The 19258-nt window shown below is 63.5% G+C and carries 20 protein-coding genes; all 20 read left to right on the top strand.

Translation table 11 applies throughout. From position 1 onward, the window contains the following. The first annotated feature begins 143 nt into the window (after positions 1-143). The 20 genes from fliE to flhF all read left to right on the top strand — a co-directional run bounded on the left by fliE (position 144) and on the right by flhF (position 19211). Positions 144-476: a flagellar hook-basal body complex protein FliE gene (fliE, locus tag CKW35_RS26520; protein WP_003254438.1), complete on the top strand. Its 333-nt coding sequence runs from the start codon at positions 144-146 to the stop codon at positions 474-476. 15 nt (positions 477-491) lie between these two features. Then, on the top strand, positions 492-2270 hold the full coding sequence (gene fliF / locus CKW35_RS26515) for a flagellar basal-body MS-ring/collar protein FliF (protein WP_016488433.1): 1779 nt from the start codon (positions 492-494) through the stop codon (positions 2268-2270). Next, positions 2263-3282, top strand: a complete 1020-nt coding sequence (fliG, locus tag CKW35_RS26510; protein ID WP_016488432.1) for a flagellar motor switch protein FliG — start codon at positions 2263-2265, stop codon at positions 3280-3282. Before fliF ends, fliG begins: the two co-directional genes overlap by 8 nt. Before the next feature lie 164 nt (positions 3283-3446). Next, a complete protein-coding gene (gene fliH, locus CKW35_RS26505; protein ID WP_095117236.1) occupies positions 3447-4241 on the top strand; it encodes a flagellar assembly protein FliH in 795 nt (264 codons plus the stop codon). Further along, positions 4231-5586, top strand: a complete 1356-nt coding sequence (fliI, locus tag CKW35_RS26500; RefSeq protein ID WP_060519404.1) for a flagellar protein export ATPase FliI — start codon at positions 4231-4233, stop codon at positions 5584-5586. Before fliH ends, fliI begins: the two co-directional genes overlap by 11 nt. A 6-nt stretch (positions 5587-5592) precedes the next feature. Beyond that, entirely contained in the window at positions 5593-6042 is a 450-nt protein-coding gene (gene fliJ / locus CKW35_RS26495; protein ID WP_016488429.1) for a flagellar export protein FliJ, read from the top strand. 220 nt (positions 6043-6262) lie between these two features. After that, the gene (locus CKW35_RS26485; protein WP_016488428.1) at positions 6263-6568 is read left to right on the top strand and encodes an STAS domain-containing protein; all 306 of its coding nucleotides are present in this window, start codon (positions 6263-6265) and stop codon (positions 6566-6568) included. An 8-nt stretch (positions 6569-6576) separates the two neighbouring features. Next, the gene (locus tag CKW35_RS26480; RefSeq protein WP_070086896.1) at positions 6577-8268 is read left to right on the top strand and encodes a fused response regulator/phosphatase; all 1692 of its coding nucleotides are present in this window, start codon (positions 6577-6579) and stop codon (positions 8266-8268) included. A gap of 48 nt (positions 8269-8316) precedes the next feature. Then, positions 8317-8664 carry an Hpt domain-containing protein gene (locus CKW35_RS26475; RefSeq protein ID WP_095117233.1) on the top strand — a complete coding sequence of 116 codons (348 nt, stop codon included), beginning with the start codon at positions 8317-8319 and terminating at the stop codon, positions 8662-8664. Positions 8665-8736: 72 nt separating this feature from the next. Beyond that, entirely contained in the window at positions 8737-9993 is a 1257-nt protein-coding gene (locus CKW35_RS26470; protein WP_095117231.1) for a flagellar hook-length control protein FliK, read from the top strand. A 157-nt stretch (positions 9994-10150) separates the two neighbouring features. After that, the gene (gene fliL / locus CKW35_RS26465; protein WP_016488424.1) at positions 10151-10648 is read left to right on the top strand and encodes a flagellar basal body-associated protein FliL; all 498 of its coding nucleotides are present in this window, start codon (positions 10151-10153) and stop codon (positions 10646-10648) included. 9 nt (positions 10649-10657) lie between these two features. Next, a complete protein-coding gene (fliM, locus tag CKW35_RS26460) occupies positions 10658-11626 on the top strand; it encodes a flagellar motor switch protein FliM (protein WP_013973595.1) in 969 nt (322 codons plus the stop codon). Positions 11627-11673: 47 nt separating this feature from the next. Continuing rightward, positions 11674-12141: a flagellar motor switch protein FliN gene (fliN, locus tag CKW35_RS26455; RefSeq protein ID WP_023048288.1), complete on the top strand. Its 468-nt coding sequence runs from the start codon at positions 11674-11676 to the stop codon at positions 12139-12141. A gap of 12 nt (positions 12142-12153) precedes the next feature. Further along, positions 12154-12588, top strand: coding sequence for a flagellar biosynthetic protein FliO (fliO, locus tag CKW35_RS26450; RefSeq protein ID WP_033734953.1), 435 nt, complete (start codon positions 12154-12156; stop codon positions 12586-12588). After that, positions 12588-13343 carry a flagellar type III secretion system pore protein FliP gene (fliP, locus tag CKW35_RS26445; RefSeq protein WP_016488421.1) on the top strand — a complete coding sequence of 252 codons (756 nt, stop codon included), beginning with the start codon at positions 12588-12590 and terminating at the stop codon, positions 13341-13343. The genes fliO and fliP overlap by 1 nt, the downstream gene beginning before the upstream one ends. 21 nt (positions 13344-13364) lie before the next feature. After that, positions 13365-13634, top strand: coding sequence for a flagellar biosynthesis protein FliQ (fliQ, locus tag CKW35_RS26440; RefSeq protein WP_016488420.1), 270 nt, complete (start codon positions 13365-13367; stop codon positions 13632-13634). Positions 13635-13641: 7 nt separating this feature from the next. After that, positions 13642-14418, top strand: a complete 777-nt coding sequence (fliR, locus tag CKW35_RS26435; RefSeq protein ID WP_016488419.1) for a flagellar biosynthetic protein FliR — start codon at positions 13642-13644, stop codon at positions 14416-14418. Positions 14419-14420: 2 nt separating this feature from the next. After that, positions 14421-15563: a flagellar biosynthesis protein FlhB gene (gene flhB, locus CKW35_RS26430; RefSeq protein ID WP_016488418.1), complete on the top strand. Its 1143-nt coding sequence runs from the start codon at positions 14421-14423 to the stop codon at positions 15561-15563. A gap of 199 nt (positions 15564-15762) precedes the next feature. Continuing rightward, positions 15763-17892, top strand: coding sequence for a flagellar biosynthesis protein FlhA (flhA, locus tag CKW35_RS26425; RefSeq protein ID WP_016488417.1), 2130 nt, complete (start codon positions 15763-15765; stop codon positions 17890-17892). Positions 17893-17903: 11 nt separating this feature from the next. Then, positions 17904-19211, top strand: a complete 1308-nt coding sequence (flhF, locus tag CKW35_RS26420) for a flagellar biosynthesis protein FlhF (RefSeq protein ID WP_016488416.1) — start codon at positions 17904-17906, stop codon at positions 19209-19211. Positions 19212-19258: the final 47 nt, after the last annotated feature.

Here is a 19258-nt window from a genome sequence, read left to right as displayed (position 1 = left end):
CCGGTGTTCGCGGGCTCGCCCGCTCCCACAGGGGCCGCACCAACCCGTGAAGGTGATTGCCAAGGCTGGCACCTTTGTTGCTTTACGTAGGCTATTCGCCGCATGAGTGTCAAAAAAATGCGGCCGCAGGAGAGAGAAGGGTCATGAGCCAAGGTGTTGAATTCAATCGTCTGATGCTGGACATGCGGGCCATGCAGGCCGATGCCATGTCGCTGCCTAAGGTCACCGCAGCCCCCGAGCTGGCACCGGGGCAGAGTACCTTTGCCGACATGCTTGGCCAGGCCATCGGCAAGGTGCATGAGACGCAGCAGGCATCGACCCAACTGGCCAATGCCTTCGAGATCGGCAAGAGCGGCGTCGACCTGACTGACGTGATGATCGCTTCGCAAAAGGCCAGCGTGTCGATGCAGGCCATGACCCAGGTACGCAACAAGCTGGTCCAGGCGTATCAGGACATCATGCAGATGCCGGTTTGAGGACGGACGTAAACCATGGCTGAAGCAGTCGTCGACAACGCCCCCGCCAAGACGGGCCCGGCAGCGGCCAAGCGCCCGCTGCCAGGTATGTCGTTCCTGGAAAACATCGCGCAGATGCCCATGCTGCGCCAGGTCGGCCTCATGGTCGGCCTGGCGGCCAGCGTGGCGATCGGCTTTGCCGTGGTGCTGTGGTCGCAACAACCCGATTACCGTCCGCTGTACGGCAGCCTGTCGGGCATGGACACCAAGCAGGTCATGGACACCCTGGGTGCCGCTGATATCCCTTATAACGTTGAGCCCAACTCCGGTGCTCTGCTGGTCAAGGCCGACGACCTCTCCCGTGCGCGCCTGAAACTGGCGGCTGCCGGCGTAGCGCCCAGCGATGGCAATGTTGGCTTCGAACTGCTCGACAAGGAGCAAGGCCTGGGCACCAGCCAGTTCATGGAGGCCACGCGCTACCGCCGCAGCCTGGAAGGCGAGCTGGCGCGTACCGTTTCCAGCCTGAACAACGTGAAGGCCGCGCGCGTGCACCTGGCCATCCCGAAAAGCTCGGTGTTCGTGCGTGACGATCGAAAGCCCAGCGCCTCGGTGCTGGTCGAGCTGTACCCGGGCCGTGCCCTGGAGGCCGGTCAGGTGTTGGCCATCGTCAACCTGGTGGCGACCAGTGTGCCGGAGCTGGATAAATCCCAGGTCACCGTGGTCGACCAGAAGGGTAACTTGCTGTCCGAGCAGTTGCAGGACTCTGCCCTGACCGAAGCCGGCAAGCAGTACGACTACAGCCGCCGCATGGAAAGCATGCTCACCCAGCGCGTGCGCAACATCCTGCAGCCCGTGCTGGGCAATGACCGCTACAAGGCCGAAGTGTCTGCCGACCTGGACTTCAGTGCCGTCGAGTCGACCGCCGAGCAGTTCAACCCCGATCAGCCAGCATTGCGCAGCGAGCAGTCGGTTGAAGAGCAACGTGCCAGCAGCCAAGGCCCGCAAGGCGTGCCTGGTGCGCTGAGCAACCAGCCGCCAGGCGCCGCTTCGGCACCGCAAACCACCGGTGGCGCCGCTACCCCGGCCGCCGCCATTCAGCCTGGCCAGCCGCTGGTGGATGCCAACGGCCAGCAGGTCATGGACCCGGCTACCGGTCAGCCGATGCTCGCGCCGTACCCGTCGGACAAACGCCAGCAAAGCACCAAGAACTTCGAGCTGGACCGCTCCATCAGCCACACCCGTCAGCAGCAGGGGCGCATGACCCGCCTGTCGGTGGCGGTGGTCGTGGACGACCAGGTCAAGATCGACCCGGCCACCGGCAACACCAGCCGTGCGCCGTGGGCTGCCGAAGACCTGGCGCGCTTCACTCGCCTGGTGCAGGACGCGGTCGGCTTCGACGCCAGCCGTGGTGACAGCGTGACGGTGATCAACGTGCCATTTGCCGCCGACCGTGGCGAAGAAATCGCCGATATCGCCTTCTACCAGCAGCCGTGGTTCTGGGACATCGTCAAGCAAGTGCTGGGCGTGGTGTTCATTCTGGTGCTGGTGTTCGGCGTGCTGCGGCCGGTGCTTAACAACATCACAGGGGGCGGCAAGCAGGCGGCTTCCGATAGCGACATGGAGCTGGGCGGCATGGTGGGGTTGGATGGCGAACTGGCCAACGACCGCGTCAGCCTGGGTGGCCCGACAAGCATTCTGCTGCCTAGCCCGAGCGAGGGTTACGAGGCACAGCTCAACGCAATCAAAGGCCTGGTGGCCGAAGACCCGGGCCGTGTAGCCCAGGTCGTCAAAGACTGGATCAACGCCGATGAGTGATAACCGAGCCGTTACCGCCAAGCTGAGCCGCGTCGACAAAGCGGCAATCCTGTTGCTCTCGCTGGGCGAGACCGATGCGGCCCAGGTACTGCGGCACATGGGCCCCAAGGAAGTGCAGCGGGTGGGTGTGGCCATGGCGCAGATGGGTAATGTGCACCGTGACCAGGTGGAGCAGGTGATGAGCGAGTTCGTCGACATTGTCGGCGACCAGACCAGCCTGGGCGTGGGGTCCGATGCCTATATCCGCAAGATGCTCAACCAGGCGCTGGGCGAGGACAAGGCCAACGGCCTGGTCGACCGCATCCTGCTGGGTGGCAACACCAGCGGCCTGGACAGCCTGAAGTGGATGGAGCCGCGCGCCGTCGCCGACGTGATCCGCTACGAGCACCCGCAGATCCAGGCCATCGTGGTCGCTTACCTCGACCCTGACCAGGCGGGTGAAGTACTGAGCAACTTCGACCACAAGGTGCGCCTGGACATCGTCCTGCGCGTGTCGTCGCTGAACACCGTGCAGCCGGCGGCGCTCAAAGAGCTGAACCAGATTCTGGAGAAGCAGTTCTCGGGCAACTCCAACGCCGCGCGCACCACCTTGGGCGGTATCAAGCGCGCTGCCGACATCATGAACTTCCTCGACAGCTCCGTGGAAGGTGCACTGATGGATGCGATCCGCGAAGTCGACAGCGACCTGTCGGAGCAGATCGAAGACCTGATGTTCGTCTTCAACAACCTGGCCGACGTCGACGACCGGGGTATCCAGGCGCTGCTGCGCGAAGTGTCGTCCGACGTGTTGGTGGTGTCGCTCAAGGGCGCCGACGAGCGGGTCAAGGACAAGATTTTCAAGAACATGTCCAAACGTGCCTCGGAACTGCTGCGCGACGACCTGGAGGCCAAAGGGCCGGTGCGGGTCAGCGACGTGGAAACGGCGCAGAAGGAAATCCTCACCATCGCCCGCCGCATGGCCGAGGCCGGCGAGATCGTGCTCGGCGGCAAGGGTGCCGAGGAAATGATCTGAGTCACTAGCGGCGGGCCTTGAGGGTTCTGTGTAGGAGCGGGCTTGCCCCGCGAACACCGGCAACGCCGGTGCCATGCACCGCGGCGCCTGCTTCGCGGGAAAAGCCCGCTCCCACAGGGGCCAGACCTGTATCCCTTTGAACAGGGTTGTGAGTACCTGAAAACATGTCCAGCAAAGAACATCACCCCAGCGACCTGATCCGCGCCCGCGACCTCGAGGGTGTGGACGTGTGGACGCTGCCCAGCTTCGACCCGGAGCCAGAGCCCGTACCCGAGCCTGAGCCGGAACCCGAGGCGGTCGAGGAAGAAATCGAGGAAGTGCCGCTGGAAGAAGTCCAGCCACTCACCCTGGAAGAGCTCGAGGCGATCCGCCAGGAAGCCTACAACGAAGGTTTCGCCACCGGCGAGCGAGAGGGCTTTCACAGCACCCAGCTCAAGGTCCGCCAAGAGGCCGAAGCGGCCCTGAAGGCCAAGCTCGACAGCCTCGAGCAACTGATGACCCACCTGATGGACCCGATCGCCGAGCAAGACACGCAGATCGAGAAAACCCTCGTTCACCTGGTGGCGCACATGACCCGCCAGGTGATTGGCCGCGAATTGCGCAACGACTCCAGCCAGATCACCCAGGTGCTGCGCGAAGCACTGAAGCTGCTGCCCATGGGGGCGGACAATATCCGCATTCACCTCAACCCGCAGGACTTCGAGCTGGTCAAGGCCCTGCGCGAACGCCATGAGGAAAACTGGCGGTTGCTGGAAGACAGCGCACTGCTACCGGGGGGCTGCCGTATCGAGACTGCCCATAGCCGCATTGATGCAACCATGGAAACGCGCATCGAGAAAACCGTGGCGCAGCTGTTCGACCAGTTGCACGATCATTCTCTGCACCCGGCGGCGCCAGACATGTCGGTAGACCTGGACGCCCCCGTCGAGCGTTCGGTGGAAAGCCCTGATGCACCTTAAGCGCACCAGCTTCGGCAAGCGCCTGGGCAGTTATGCCGAGGCCATCGCGCTGCCGACCCAACCCATCGTCGAAGGCCGCCTGCTGCGCATGGTCGGGCTCACCCTGGAGGCCGAAGGCCTGCGCGCCGCCGTGGGTAGCCGCTGCCTGGTAATCAACGACGACAGCTACCACCCGGTCCAGGTGGAAGCCGAAGTCATGGGGTTTGCCGGGCCCAAGGTGTTCCTCATGCCGGTCGGCAGCATTGTCGGTATCGCCCCCGGCGCCCGGGTGGTGCCGCTGGACGACGGCGGCCGATTGCCCATGGGCATGAGCATGCTCGGTCGGGTGCTGGATGGCGCCGGCCGCGCGCTGGATGGCAAGGGCGGGATGAAGGCTGAGGACTGGGTGCCGATGGATGGGCCGGTGATCAACCCGCTCAACCGTGACCCTATCAGCAAGCCGCTGGACGTGGGCATCCGCAGTATCAATGGCCTGCTGACCGTTGGTCGCGGCCAGCGCCTGGGCCTGTTCGCCGGTACCGGCGTGGGTAAGTCGGTGTTGCTGGGCATGATGACCCGCTTTACCGAAGCCGAAATCATCGTGGTTGGCCTGATCGGCGAACGGGGCCGCGAGGTGAAGGAATTCATCGAGCACATCCTGGGTGAGGAGGGCCTCAAGCGCTCGGTGGTGGTGGCTTCACCTGCCGATGATGCGCCGCTGATGCGCCTGCGTGCTGCCATGTATTGCACGCGCATTGCCGAGTACTTCCGTGACAAAGGCAAGAACGTGCTGTTGTTGATGGACTCGCTCACCCGTTTCGCCCAGGCCCAGCGGGAAATTGCCCTGGCCATCGGTGAGCCGCCGGCCACCCGTGGTTACCCGCCGTCGGTATTTGCCAAGCTGCCCAAGCTGGTGGAGCGGGCGGGCAATGGCGAGCCGGGCGGTGGCTCGATTACCGCGTTCTACACCGTATTGTCCGAAGGTGATGACCAGCAAGACCCCATCGCCGACTCGGCGCGCGGTGTACTCGACGGCCACTTCGTGCTGTCGCGCCGGTTGGCCGAAGAGGGCCATTACCCAGCGATCGACATCGAAGCCTCGATCAGCCGGGTGATGCCCCAGGTGGTCGACGCCGACCACTTGCGCCAGGCGCAAAAGTTCAAGCAACTGTGGTCGCGCCTGTCGCAAAGCCGCGACCTGATCAGCGTGGGCGCCTACGTGGCCGGCGGCGACCCGGAAACCGACCTGGCCATTGCCTTGCAATCCAGGCTTGTGGATTTTCTGCGCCAAGGCCTGCAGGAGAATGTGGGCATGGCGCAGAGCCGCGAACAGTTGGGGGCGATCTTCACGCCCCCGGCAGGCTGATAGGGCATGGCCCTGCCTGGGCGCGCGGCGCGCCTGACGCCGGTGGTGGGCATGGCCGAAGAGGCCGAGCGCAAGGCCGCCCAGCGCCTGGGGCATTTCCAGCAGCAAGTGGCCACGGCTCAGGCCAAGCTGGCCGAACTGGAGCGTTTTCGTGAGGATTACCAGCTGCAGTGGATCAACCGTGGCGGGCAGGGGGTAAATGGCAGCTGGCTGGTCAACTACCAGCGTTTTCTGGGGCAGCTGGAAACGGCCATGACCCAGCAGCGTCAGAGCCTGGTCTGGCACCAGAACAACCTCAACAATGCCCGTGGCATTTGGCAGCAGGCCTATGCCCGGGTAGAGGGGTTGCGCAAGCTGGTGCAGCGCTACATGGACGAAGCCCGGCGCGCCGAAGACAAGCGTGAGCAGCGGTTGCTGGATGAGTTGTCGCAGCGCTTGCCCCGCCAAATCCTTTAGCCAAAGCCTTGCGCTGTGCCTTGTAGGAGCGGCCTTGTGCCGCGAAAGGGCCGCAGAGCGGCCCCGGCGATATCTGCTGCGAAGCTGAAAATCTGGGGCCGCTACGCGCCCCTTTCGCGGCACAAGGCCGCTCCTACAGGGGGCGCGTTCTTGCGACCCATGCCATCGCCTGCTAAACCTTACTGGAGTTGCATTCGCCATCATCGAAGGAATCGCTAGCATGGCAGTCGAGACTGATTTTTCGCAGGAAGGGAAAAAGCTGACAATCAAGATCAAGGGGCGCTTCGATTTCGGCAAGCATCAGGAATTTCGTGACGCCTACGAACGCCAGCCGTACCGGCCCGATTCGGTGATCGTTGACCTGAAAGACACCACCTACCTCGACAGTTCCGCGCTCGGCATGCTGCTGTTGCTCAGGGACCACGCGGGCGGCGATGAGTCGGACGTGCGCGTGGTGCATGCCAGCTCTGATGTGCGCAAGATCCTTGCGATCTCCAATTTCGAAAAACTCTTCGACATCAGTTGAGCGTCGACATGCCCGCCGAACAGGCGTTGACAGTGCTGGTCGCCGAAGACGGAGCCGCCGACCGACTGCTGTTGGCGCAGATCGTGCGACGCCAGGGCCATCAGGTAGTCACCGCAGAAAATGGCGAGCAGGCGGTGGCGCTGTTCGTCGAGCGGCGCCCGCAGCTGGTGCTGCTGGATGCACTGATGCCGGTGATGGATGGCTTTGAGGCGGCGCGGCAGATCAAGGCCCTGGCCGGCGAGGCGCTGGTGCCGATCATTTTCCTGACGTCGCTGAATGAAGAAGAGGGCCTGGTGCGTTGCCTGGAGGCCGGGGGCGATGATTTCATGGCCAAGCCTTACAGTGCGGTGATCCTCGGCGCCAAGATTCGCGCCATGGACCGCCTGCGCCGGCTGCAGGCTACCGTGCTGGAGCAGCGCGACCAGATCTCCCGGCACCACCACCACCTGCTCAACGAGCAGCGGGTGGCCAAGGCGGTGTTCGACAAGGTGGCTCACTCCGGATGCCTGTCTGCCCCCAACATCCGCTACCTGCAATCGCCCTATGCGCTGTTCAATGGCGACCTGATGCTGGCCGCGTTCACGCCGGCCGGTGACATGCGCGTGCTGCTCGGCGATTTCACCGGCCACGGCCTGCCGGCGGCGGTGGGGGCCATGCCACTGGCAGAGGTGTTCTACGGCATGACTGCCAAGGGCTACGGCATGGCGCAGATCCTGCGCGAGATGAACGCCAAGCTCAAACGCATCCTGCCAGTGGACATGTTCTGCTGTGCGCTGCTGCTCGACCTCAGCTTGCAGCGTGGCGCAGTAGAGGTGTGGAATGGGGGCATGCCCGATGGTTATCACTTGTCGATTGATGGCCAGGTGCTATCATCGCTGAGGTCGCGGCACCTCCCACTGGGCATCCTGGCTGCGGAGCGTTTCGATGACAGCACCGAAGTGTTGCCATTGGCGCCGGGTGAGCGGCTGTTATTATTGTCGGACGGCGTGCTGGATACCGCCGATGACCAGGAGCGGTTATTCGGCGTCCGGCGCCTGCGTACGGTGCTGGCCGACAATCGCGACCCGGAGCGGCTGTTCGATGAGGTGATGCAGGCATTGAAGCGCTTTGGCGGGCGCCCGCGGGACGATATCAGCCTGTGCGACATTCGCATGTTCAGCGCTGAGGAGCGGGTGCCGGCGCCGATCATCTACTCTGATAGCGGCCGCTCCAGCCCGCTGGACTGGTCGCTGGGGTTCGAGGTGCGGGGCGAAAGCCTCAAGCGCTTCAATCCGGTGCCGTACCTGGTGCAGTTGTTGCAGGAAATTCACGGCCTGCGCGCACGCACCGGCAGCCTGCACGCAGTGCTCAGCGAACTGTATTCCAATGCGCTGGAGCATGGGGTGCTGGGCCTGGATTCGCGGCTCAAGCGCGATGGGCAGGGGTTTGCCGACTATTACCAGGAGCGCGCCCGGCGTCTGGGCGCGTTGACCGACGGGTTCGTGCGCATCGACTTTACGGTTGAACCGCACGCCGGTGGCGGGCGTCTGATAGTTGAGGTGCTCGACAGCGGCGCCGGGTTCGACGTGCAGCGTGTGCTGTCGCGGCCTTCGCTGGCGCACGGCCTGAGCGGGCGAGGCCTGAACCTGGTCCAGCGGCTGGCCAGCAACGCCCGCTGGAGTGAGGACGGGCGTCGCGCGCATGTGGAGTTCATATGGTGAGCCACAGGTTGGCTCGGGCATAATCTGGCTTGATCAAGGAGTGAGCAAGTGACTGACATGCATATTGACCACAAGGTCCTCAGTGACCTGCGTGAAGTCATGGAAGATGGCTTCCTGCAGTTGGTGAAGACCTTTCTCGACGATTCCGAGCGGCGCTTGAGCCAGTTGCACGCGGCCAAAAGCGCCGAAGAGCTCGGTGCTGCCGCCCACAGTTTCAAGGGCAGCAGCAGCAACATGGGCGCAGTGGCCCTGGCGCGCTTGTGTCAGCAACTGGAAGACCGCGCCCGGCAGCGTCCACTGTATGGTATCGAAGACCTGATCCACCGTATCGATCTGGAATATGGCGTGGTGCAGCGCTTCTACCGTGATGAGCAGCAGCGTATTTCTGCAGGCTGATGCGTGAGTTGGCGCGAGTCTTGCTTTTCTCTGGCTGGATGATTTTACTGTTCCTGGCGCGGAGACCGCTCAATGCCTGTCGCACCCAACCCTTTGTTGCAAGCCAACGCCATTAAAAGCACCTCGCGTTCGGCCACCGCGCAGGCGGATAAACCGCTGCAGGCGTTGGGTGACAAGGGTGACGGCTTTGGCCAGGTGATGGCCAGGCAGGGGCGTGACAAGGCCGCTGGGCAAAATGACAAGGTCGCCCCGGCCCAACCCAAGGACAAACCTGAGGCGGCAGCGGGGGGCAAGAAAGAGCCCGCCGAGAAAACTGCGGTTGCCGATGACGGCAACAAGTTGCCAGCTGATGACGCTGCCCAGGCCGATACCGCGCTGCGTGATGCCAGCCTGGTGGCCGGCCAGGTCACCGACGCCCAGCCTGGCGCCCAGCTGATCCAGGCGCAGGCCGAGGCTGTCGCGCCGGTGCTGCAGGCGGCCACGGCGCAGGCTGCGGCACTGCCCGAAGCGCCATCTGCCGAAGAAGCCTTCGACCCCGATGCCGACCCGTTGGCCAACCTGCCAACCTTGCGCCTGGCGCTGGAGCACAGCGCCCAGGCCAAAGGCGCTACCTCGGCGCATGCCCTGGACCCGTCCCGCGCCCAGGGCGAAGATGGGCAGGCAACCGTCAATACCTTGGCGAACCTGGTGGAGCATGCCGAGGGTGAAGCGGGTGAGTCGGGTGACAAGGCTTTTGGTGCCCTGCTTGAAGATGGCCTGAAAGACACCAAGAGCGCCGATAGCGACACTCGCATCGATGATTTTGCCAACCGCCTGGCCAGCCTGACCCAGGCTGCCACGGCCAAGACCGCCAACGCCGTACCGGCCAATGCCGGCCCGCTGCACCAGCCATTGCCGATGAGCCAGGGCGCCTGGGCCGAGGGCTTGGTCAACCGGGTCATGTACTTGTCCAGCCAGAACCTCAAGTCGGCGGATATCCAGCTGGAGCCGGCCGAGCTGGGCCGTTTGGATATTCGCGTCAATGTTGCGACGGACCAATCGACCCAAGTCACCTTCATCAGCGGCCACGCCGGTGTGCGTGATGCACTCGACAGCCAGGTGCACCGCTTGCGCGAACTGTTCGCCCAGCAGGGGCTGGCGCAGCCAGATGTCAACGTGGCCGACCAGTCGCGCGGGCAGCAACAGCAGCAGGGGCAGGCGCAGGGCAGCAACCTGTCCGGGGTGGCGGCACGGCAGGCGGAGCAGGGTGGGGCCGAGCCAGTCGAAAGCGCCCGACCTGTGGAACAGCAAGTGGTTATCGGCGACAGTGCGGTTGATTACTACGCGTGATGCATGGCTGGGGGGGGTGGCGCCTACTTAGATCGAGCGCCGCCCGCGCGGCGCTCGATCTCACCGCCGTAAAATCCCTGAAGCCGAATTCTGGCATAACACTTGCTCAAGCCAAGCCATCCACCTTTGAACCCCCGATGGACGACGGATTATTGGCATGGCGAAGAGCGAAGCAGTCAAAGACCCCGCCACTAAAGGCAAACTCAAGCTGATCCTGCTGGCGGTCGTAGGCCTGTTGCTGGCAATCGGCCTTTCGGTGGGCGCTACCTGGTTCATCATGCACAAGAGCGAGTCGGCCCCGGCCGCCGAGCCTGCCGCCGGCAACGTCAAGCCTGCGGCGATCTACGAGGCGCTGACCCCGGCATTCGTGGTGAATTTCAACCAGAACGGCCGCCAGCGCTACATGCAACTGAGCATCACGATGCAGGCGCGTAACCAGGCTGACCTGGATGCCCTGAAGGTGCACATGCCGGTGATCCGCAACAACCTGGTGATGATGTTCTCCGGGCAGGGTTTCGACACCCTGGCCAGCAGCCCGGTCGGGCAGGAGATGTTGCGCCAGAAGGCTACCGCAGTGGTCCAGGAAGTGGCGCAGAAGGAAGTCGGCAAGCCGGTCATCGACCAGTTGCTGTTCACCAATTTCGTATTGCAGTAGGAGTCCGCAATGGCCGTACAGGACCTGCTGTCCCAGGATGAAATCGATGCCCTGTTGCACGGCGTCGACGACGGGCTGGTGCAGACCGAAAGCGCATCCGAGCCTGGCAGTATCAAAAGCTACGACCTGACCAGCCAGGACCGTATCGTACGGGGTCGCATGCCGACCCTTGAAATGATCAACGAGCGCTTCGCCCGTTACACCCGTATCAGCATGTTCAACCTGCTGCGCCGTTCTGCCGACGTGGCCGTGGGCGGCGTGCAGGTGATGAAGTTCGGCGAATACGTGCACTCGCTGTACGTGCCCACCAGCCTCAACCTGGTGAAGATCAAGCCGCTGCGCGGCACCTCGCTGTTCATCCTCGATGCCAAGCTGGTGTTCAAGCTGGTAGACAACTTCTTCGGTGGCGATGGCCGCCACGCCAAGATCGAAGGCCGCGAATTCACCCCTACCGAACTGCGCGTGGTGCGCATGGTGCTGGACCAGTGCTTCGTCGACCTCAAGGAAGCCTGGCAGGCGATCATGCCGGTCACCTTCGAGTACATGAACTCCGAAGTCAACCCGGCCATGGCCAACATTGTCGGGCCCAGCGAGGCAGTGGTGGTGTCCACCTTCCACATCGAACTGGACGGCGGTGGCGGCGACCTGCACGTGACCATGCCGTACTCGATGATCGAGCCGGTGCGGGAAATGCTCGATGCCGGTTTCCAGTCCGACCTGGACGACCAGGACGAGCGCTGGGTCAAGGCCCTGCGCGAGGACGTGCTGGATGTGGCCGTGCCCCTGACCGCCACGGTCGCCCGCCGCCAGCTGAAGCTGCGCGACATTCTGCACATGCAGCCTGGCGACGTGATCCCGGTGGAGCTGCCCGAGCACCTGGTGCTGCGTGCCAACGGCGTGCCGTCGTTCAAGGCGCGCCTGGGTTCGCACAAGGGCAACCTGGCCCTGCAGATCATCGACCCGATCGAACGCCGCTGACGGCGTACCGGTCGCTCATAACGAATTGAATGCCTGTAGAGGAAACCATGGCTAACGAAAACGAGATCACCTCCGCAGAGGACCAGGCGCTGGCCGATGAGTGGGCTGCGGCCCTTGAAGAGACCGGCTCGGCGGGGCAGGCCGACATCGATGCGCTGCTGGGCGGTGACACCGGCAGCAGCGGCGGCCCCGGCCGCATGCCGATGGAAGAGTTCGCCAGCTCGCCGAAGCCGAACGAAAACGTCAGCCTCGAAGGCCCGAACCTGGATGTGATCCTGGACATTCCGGTGAACATTTCCATGGAAGTGGGCAGCACCGAGATCAACATCCGCAACCTGCTGCAGCTCAACCAGGGCTCGGTGATCGAGCTTGACCGCCTGGCCGGCGAGCCGCTGGACGTGCTGGTCAACGGCACACTGATTGCCCATGGCGAAGTGGTGGTGGTCAACGAGAAGTTCGGCATTCGCCTGACCGACGTGATCAGCCCCAGCGAACGTATCAAGAAGCTGCGCTGAGTGAAGGGCACGATGCGCGCCTTTGCGGCGTTCGCTGCGCTGCTGGCCAGCCAGGCCTGTCTGGCTGCAGCCACGCCGGCGGCAACCCCGGCGACGGCGCCTGGCAGCCTTGGCGGTCAGTTGGCGCAGATGGTCTTCGGTCTGCTGCTGGTGGTGGGCCTGATCTTCTTTCTGGCCTGGGTGCTGCGGCGCATGCAGAGCACGGCGGTGAAGGGCGGGCAGGTGATCGAGATCGTCGGCAGCCGGGCCATCGGCCCGCGTGACCGCCTGCTGCTGGTGCAGGTGGGCAAGGAGCAGATCCTGATTGGCCACACCCCCGGTAGCATCGAGGCGCTGCATGTGCTGGCCGAACCCGTGGAAGTGCCGGCTGGCGCACGTCAGGCAACGCCGGAATTTGCCCAGCGGTTGATGGAGCTGATGGGCAAGGACCCTAAGGACAAGAAGTGATGAGCGGCCCGCTGCGTATGTTGTTGACTTTGGCGCTGCTGCTGGCTGCGCCGCTGGCCCTGGCCGCCGACCCGTTGTCGATCCCGGCCATTACCCTGTCCAACGGGGCGGACGGGCAGCAGGAGTATTCGGTCAGCCTGCAGATTCTGCTGATCATGACGGCGCTCAGCTTCATCCCGGCGTTCGTCATCCTGATGACCAGTTTTACCCGCATCATCATCGTGTTCTCGATCCTGCGTCAGGCCCTGGGCCTGCAGCAGACGCCGTCCAACCAGATCCTGACCGGCATGGCGCTGTTTCTGACCATGTTCATCATGGCGCCGGTGTTCGACCGGGTGAACCAGGACGCCCTGCAGCCGTACCTCAAGGAGCAGATGACTGCCCAGCAGGCCATCGACAAGGCCCAGGTGCCGCTCAAGGACTTCATGCTGGCGCAAACCCGGCAAAGCGACCTGGACTTGTTCATGCGCCTGTCCAAGCGCACCGACATCGCCGGCCCCGATCAGGTCCCGCTGACGATTTTGGTGCCGGCATTCGTTACCTCCGAGCTGAAAACCGCGTTTCAGATCGGCTTCATGATCTTCATCCCGTTCCTGATCATCGACATGGTCGTGGCCAGTGTGCTGATGGCCATGGGTATGATGATGTTGTCGCCGCTGATCATCTCGCTGCCGTTCAAGATCATGTTGTTCGTGCTGGTGGATGGCTGGGCGCTGATCATGGGCACCCTGGCCAGCAGTTTCGGCGGCGTCTGACGCCGTCAAGGAGAGCCGCCGATGACACCCGAAGTAGCCGTCGACCTGTTCCGTGACGCCCTGTGGCTGACCACCCTGATGGTCGCTGTGCTGGTGGTGCCGAGCCTGCTGGTGGGCCTGGTGGTGGCGATGTTCCAGGCCGCCACGCAGATCAACGAACAGACCCTGAGCTTTTTGCCGCGCCTGCTGGTAATGCTGGTTACGCTGATCGTTGCCGGGCCATGGCTGGTACAGAAGTTCATGGAGTACATCACCACCCTCTACACCAACATCCCGCAGCTCATCGGTTGACGCTGACATGCTGGAGCTGACCGACGCGCAGATCGGCACCTGGGTCGCCACCTTCATCCTGCCGTTGTTCAGGGTGACTGCGGTGCTGATGACCATGCCGATCTTTGGCACTCGCATGCTGCCGGCGCGGGTGCGCCTGTACGTGGCGGTGGCCATTACCGTGGTGATCGTGCCGGCGCTGCCGCCGCTGCCCGAATTCGACCCGCTGAGCCTGCGAGGCCTGTTGCTGTGTGGCGAACAGATCATCGTCGGCACGCTGTTCGGCCTGGCCCTGCAGTTGCTGTTCCAGGCTTTCGTGATTGCCGGGCAGATCGTCGCGGTGCAGATGGGTATGGCCTTCGCCTCGATGGTCGACCCCGCCAACGGCGTGAACGTCACGGTGATCAGCCAGTTCATGACCATGCTGGTAAGCGTGCTGTTCCTGTTGATGAACGGCCACCTGGTGGTGTTCGAAGTACTGACCGAAAGCTTTACCACCTTGCCGGTGGGCAATGCGCTGGTGGTCAACCAGTTCTGGGAACTGGTCGGGCGAGTGGGTTGGATGTTTGCGGCCGGCCTGCTGCTGATCCTGCCGGTCGTCGCCGCCTTGCTGGTGGTGAACATCGCCTTTGGCGTGATGACCCGAGCCGCGCCACAGTTGAACATCTTCTCCATTGGCCTCCCGTTGACCCTGGTCCTGGGCATGCTCATTTTCTGGGTGGGTCTGGCCGATGTGCTGTCCCACTATCAGGCATTGGCCAGCGAAGCGCTGCAATGGCTGCGTGAACTGGCGAGGGCGCGCTGAGCATGGCAGAAAGCGAGAGCGGTCAGGACAAGACAGAAGACCCCACCGAGAAACGCAAGCGCGATGCCCGCGAGAAAGGCGAGATCGCGCGCTCCAAGGAGCTGAACACGGTGGCGGTGACCTTGGCTGGCGCTGGAGGCCTGCTGGCGTTCGGCGGTCACATGGCCGAGACGTTGCTGAGCATCATGCGCATGAACTTCAGCCTCACGCGCGACATCATTGTCGACGAGCGGGCAATGGGCGCCTTCCTGCTGGCCTCGGGCAAGATGGCGATATGGGCTGTGCAGCCGGTGCTTATCCTGCTGTTCGTGATTTCCTTCGTTGCGCCCATTGCCCTTAGCGGTTTCCTGTTCTCGGGCAGCTTGCTGCAGCCAAAATTCAGCCGCATGAACCCTCTGTCGGGGATCAAGCGGATGTTCTCGGTGAACGGCTTGACCGAGCTGCTCAAGGCGCTGGCCAAATTCTTCGTGATTCTGGCGGTGGCGGTGGTGGTGTTGGTCAGCGACCGCCAGGCATTGTTGTCGATCGCCAACGAACCGCTTGAGCAGGCGATCATTCACAGCCTGCAGGTGGTGGGCTGGAGTGCGTTGTGGATGTCGGCCGGGCTGCTGCTGATTGCGGCGGCGGACGTGCCCATCCAGCTGTACCAGACGCACAAGAAAATGAAGATGACCAAGCAGGAAGTGCGCGACGAGTACAAGGACAGCGAGGGCAAGCCCGAGGTCAAGCAACGTATTCGCCAACTGCAGCGCGAGATGTCGCAGCGGCGCATGATGGCGGCGGTGCCGCAGGCCGATGTGATCATCACCAACCCGACGCACTATGCGGTGGCCCTGCAGTACGACCCGGAGAAGGGCGGGGCAGCACCCTTGCTGCTGGCCAAGGGCACCGACTTCATGGCCCTGAAGATTCGTGAGATTGGTGTGGAGCACAAGATCCAGATCCTCGAATCGCCGGCGCTGGCGCGGGCGATCTACTACTCCACCGAGCCTGAGCAGGAAATCCCTGCCGGCTTGTACCTGGCCGTGGCGCAGGTACTGGCCTATGTGTTCCAGATCCGCCAGTACCGCGCTGGCAGGGGCAAGCGGCCAGAGCCGTTGAAAGAAGACCTGCCGATCCCGCCGGACCTGCGCCGCGACAGTTGACCTTGTGTCAGGGCTTCTGGCCCTTTCGCGGGCACGCCCGCTCCCACAGGTATTGCGGGGGCCTGTGGGAGCGGGCATGCCCGCGAAGAGGCCAGCACAGGAAACATAAATCTCCCACCGAGCAAAGTTGGAAGGCTTCTTGCAAAGCCACGCCCAGGCGCCCCCTGGGCGTCAAAGTTTTGCATCAAGAGGACTCGCGGTGGATCGCACTCAGTTAATCAGCAACGCCCGCAACAACCTGGCCGGCCTCGGCCGGGGCAATCTGGGTGTGCCGTTGCTGCTGCTGGTGATGTTGGCAATGATGATGTTGCCGATACCGCCGTTCCTGCTCGACGTGTTCTTCACCTTCAACATCGCCCTGTCGATCGTGGTGCTGCTGGTCTGCGTGTACGCCCTGCGCCCACTGGACTTTGCCGCCTTCCCCACCATCCTGCTGGTGGCCACGCTGTTGCGCCTGGCCCTGAACGTGGCGTCCACCCGTGTGGTCATGCTGCACGGCCAGGAGGGCCACGGTGCTGCCGGTAAGGTAATCCAGGCCTTCGGTGAGGTGGTGATCGGCGGCAACTACGTGGTCGGTGCCGTGGTGTTTGCCATCCTCATGATCATCAACTTCGTGGTGGTGACCAAGGGTGCCGGGCGTATTTCGGAGGTGAGCGCGCGTTTCACCCTCGACGCCATGCCCGGCAAGCAGATGGCCATCGACGCCGACCTCAACGCCGGCCTGATCGACCAGGCCCAGGCCAAGCACCGCCGTGCCGAGGTGGCGCAGGAGGCGGAGTTCTACGGCTCGATGGACGGTGCCAGCAAGTTCGTGCGCGGTGACGCCATTGCCGGCCTGCTTATCCTGTTCATCAACCTGATTGGCGGCATGCTGATCGGCATGCTGCAGCACGGCATGAGTTTCGGTGATGCCGGCAAGGTGTACGCCTTGCTGACCATCGGTGACGGTTTGGTGGCGCAATTGCCATCCCTGCTGCTGTCCACTGCCGCCGCAATCATGGTTACCCGTGCCTCGGGCTCCGAGGACATGGGCAAGCTGATCAACCGGCAGATGTTCGATTCGCCCAAGGCGCTGGCGGTGTCCGGTGCGCTGATGATCGTCATGGGGCTGGTGCCTGGCATGCCCCACGTGGCCTTCCTCGGTCTTGGCCTGCTGGCTTGTGGCGGTGCCTACCTGGTGTGGAAGAAGCAGCACAAGGCCAAGCTGGACGCGCAGCAGGAGGCGCAGCGGCAGCAAGACCTGCTGCCCTCGCCGCAGCGCGCGCTTGATACCAAGGAACTGGGCTGGGACGACGTGACGCCCATCGACATGATCGGCCTGGAAGTCGGCTACCGGCTGATCCCGCTGGTCGACCGCAACCAGGGCGGCCAGTTGCTGGCGCGGATCAAGGGTGTGCGCAAGAAGCTGTCCCAGGACCTGGGTTTCCTCATGCCCACCGTGCATATTCGCGACAACCTCGACCTGCAGCCCAGCGCCTATCGCCTGACCTTGATGGGGGTAATCCTGGCCGAAGCGGAGATTTACCCGGACCGGGAGCTGGCGATCAACCCTGGGCAAGTGTTCGGCACCCTCAACGGCATTGCCGCACGCGACCCGGCGTTTGGCCTGGAGGCGGTGTGGATCGATGTCGGCCAGCGTTCACAGGCGCAGTCGCTGGGCTACACCGTGGTCGACGCAAGCACCGTGGTGGCCACCCACCTCAACCAGATCTTGCAGAAGCACTGTCACGAGCTGATCGGCCACGAAGAGGTTCAGCAACTGCTGCAGGTGCTGTCCAAGGCATCGCCTAAACTTGCAGAAGAGCTGGTGCCCGGTGTCATTTCCTTGTCGGGCCTGCTCAAGGTGCTGCAAGCGCTGTTGTCGGAACAGGTGCCGGTGCGCGATATTCGCAGTATTGCCGAAGCCATCGCGAACAACGCCGGCAAGAGTCAAGATACCGCCGCGCTGGTGGCGGTGGTGCGCGTCGGATTGTGTCGCGCCATCGTGCAAAGCATTGTCGGCGTTGAGTCGGAGCTGCCAGTGATTACCCTGGAGCCAAGGTTGGAACAGATTTTGCTCAATAGTCTGCAAAGGGCCGGGCAGGGTCAGGAAGATGGTGTTCTTCTGGAGCCGAGCATGGCCGAGAAGCTGCAACGTTCGCTGATCGAAGCGGCCCAGCGTCAGGAGATGCAGGGCCAGCCGGCCATCCTGCTGGTCGCCGGCCCGATCCGCGCCATGCTGTCGCGTTTCGGTCGCCTGGCTGTACCGAATTTGCATGTGCTGGCGTATCAGGAAATACCGGACAACAAGCAAGTCACCATCGTTGCCACCGTGGGCCCTAACGGCTGAGGTAGTGGATAATGCAAGTTAAGCGATTTTTCGCCGCCGATATGCGTCAGGCCATGAAACTGGTCCGTGACGAGCTGGGCGCCGATGCCGCGATCATTGGCAACCGCCGCATTGCCGGTGGTGTCGAACTGACGGCCGCGCTGGACTACAAGCTGTCCGCCCTGGCCCCGCGCGTGCCTAACGCCGAGCTGGAACAAGAGCTGCGCAAGACCCACACGCGCATCGCTACCGCCCAGGCCGAGCTGGACCACCGCCAGGACAGCAGCGACAACAACCGCCAATTGTTTGCCGGGCAGTCGCTGACGGCCGCCGAGCCGTTGATCGAGCCGCACGTCGATGCCCCTGAGCCCGCCGCTGCCCCGGCTGCCGCGCCGGTCGACCCGCGCCTGTTCGATGCGATGCGCTCCGAGCTGTCGGGCCTGCGCGAGTTGCTGGAAGTGCAGCTCGGTTCGCTGGCCTGGAACCAGCTGCAAGGCAGCAAGCCACAGCAGGCCAACCTCTGGCGCCGTCTGCAGCGTATCGGCCTGTCCGGGCCGATCGCCCGTGAGCTGCTGGACCTCACCACCGAGATCGAAGAGCCTCGCCAGGCTTGGCGCATGCTGCTGGCGCACCTGGCGCGGATGATCGAAATGCCGGAAATCGAGCCGATCGAAGAGGGTGGGGTGATTGCCATGGTCGGCCCTGCCGGCATGGGCAAGACCACCACCCTGGCCAAGCTGGCTGCCCGCTACGTGCTCAAGTACGGCGCGCAGAACCTGGCGCTGGTGAGCATGGACAGCTTTCGTATCGGCGCGCAGGAGCAGCTCAAGACCCTGGGCCGCATCCTCAACGTGCCAGTGACCTACGTCGACCCGGGCCAGTCCCTGGCCGCGGCGCTGGAACCGCTGTTGCGCAAGCGCGTTGTGCTGATTGATACCGCCGGCCTGCAGGCCAGCGACCCGGCACTGCGCATGCAGCTGGAAACCTTGGCCGGGCGTGGCATTGCCGCGAAGAATTACCTGGTGCTGGCCACCACCAGCCAGAAACAGGTGCTGACCGCCGCCTACCACAGCTACAAACGTTGTGGTCTGGCCGGTTGCATCCTGACCAAGCTGGATGAAACGGCAAGCCTTGGCGATGTGCTGAGCCTTGCCATCAGTCATGAACTGCCCGTGGCCTACCTGACCGATGGCCCGCGCATTCCTGACGACCTGCACCTGCCGCGCGGCCACCAACTGGTCTCCCGTGCGGTCAATGTGCAGCAGCAGGACGAGCCCAGCGAAGAGGCCATGGCCGACATGTTCGCTGATCTCTATCACAACCCCCGGCGAGCGGGTTGACCATGAAGCGTGTGCAAAGTAGCTATGCCAAGGGGTACGCAGAATTG

This window comes from Pseudomonas sp. Irchel 3F3, assembly GCF_900187545.1.
Lineage (GTDB): Bacteria > Pseudomonadota > Gammaproteobacteria > Pseudomonadales > Pseudomonadaceae > Aquipseudomonas > Aquipseudomonas fortuita.
The sequence above is the reverse complement of the archived record's forward strand: the minus strand, read 5'-3'. Positions and strand labels throughout refer to the sequence as shown.

Coding starts and splice junctions, on each gene's coding strand:
- fliJ (WP_016488429.1), top strand. CDS start 5,593: ATGGCCCTGCCTGGGCGCGCGGCGCGCCTGACGCCGGTGGTGGGCATG.
- fliL (WP_016488424.1), top strand. CDS start 10,151: ATGGCGAAGAGCGAAGCAGTCAAAGACCCCGCCACTAAAGGCAAACTC.
- fliF (WP_016488433.1), top strand. CDS start 492: ATGGCTGAAGCAGTCGTCGACAACGCCCCCGCCAAGACGGGCCCGGCA.
- CKW35_RS26470 (WP_095117231.1), top strand. CDS start 8,737: ATGCCTGTCGCACCCAACCCTTTGTTGCAAGCCAACGCCATTAAAAGC.
- fliO (WP_033734953.1), top strand. CDS start 12,154: ATGCGCGCCTTTGCGGCGTTCGCTGCGCTGCTGGCCAGCCAGGCCTGT.
- fliR (WP_016488419.1), top strand. CDS start 13,642: ATGCTGGAGCTGACCGACGCGCAGATCGGCACCTGGGTCGCCACCTTC.
- fliG (WP_016488432.1), top strand. CDS start 2,263: ATGAGTGATAACCGAGCCGTTACCGCCAAGCTGAGCCGCGTCGACAAA.
- fliP (WP_016488421.1), top strand. CDS start 12,588: ATGAGCGGCCCGCTGCGTATGTTGTTGACTTTGGCGCTGCTGCTGGCT.
- fliQ (WP_016488420.1), top strand. CDS start 13,365: ATGACACCCGAAGTAGCCGTCGACCTGTTCCGTGACGCCCTGTGGCTG.
- fliN (WP_023048288.1), top strand. CDS start 11,674: ATGGCTAACGAAAACGAGATCACCTCCGCAGAGGACCAGGCGCTGGCC.
- CKW35_RS26485 (WP_016488428.1), top strand. CDS start 6,263: ATGGCAGTCGAGACTGATTTTTCGCAGGAAGGGAAAAAGCTGACAATC.
- flhB (WP_016488418.1), top strand. CDS start 14,421: ATGGCAGAAAGCGAGAGCGGTCAGGACAAGACAGAAGACCCCACCGAG.
- fliH (WP_095117236.1), top strand. CDS start 3,447: ATGTCCAGCAAAGAACATCACCCCAGCGACCTGATCCGCGCCCGCGAC.
- CKW35_RS26480 (WP_070086896.1), top strand. CDS start 6,577: ATGCCCGCCGAACAGGCGTTGACAGTGCTGGTCGCCGAAGACGGAGCC.
- fliI (WP_060519404.1), top strand. CDS start 4,231: ATGCACCTTAAGCGCACCAGCTTCGGCAAGCGCCTGGGCAGTTATGCC.
- fliM (WP_013973595.1), top strand. CDS start 10,658: ATGGCCGTACAGGACCTGCTGTCCCAGGATGAAATCGATGCCCTGTTG.
- flhF (WP_016488416.1), top strand. CDS start 17,904: ATGCAAGTTAAGCGATTTTTCGCCGCCGATATGCGTCAGGCCATGAAA.
- fliE (WP_003254438.1), top strand. CDS start 144: ATGAGCCAAGGTGTTGAATTCAATCGTCTGATGCTGGACATGCGGGCC.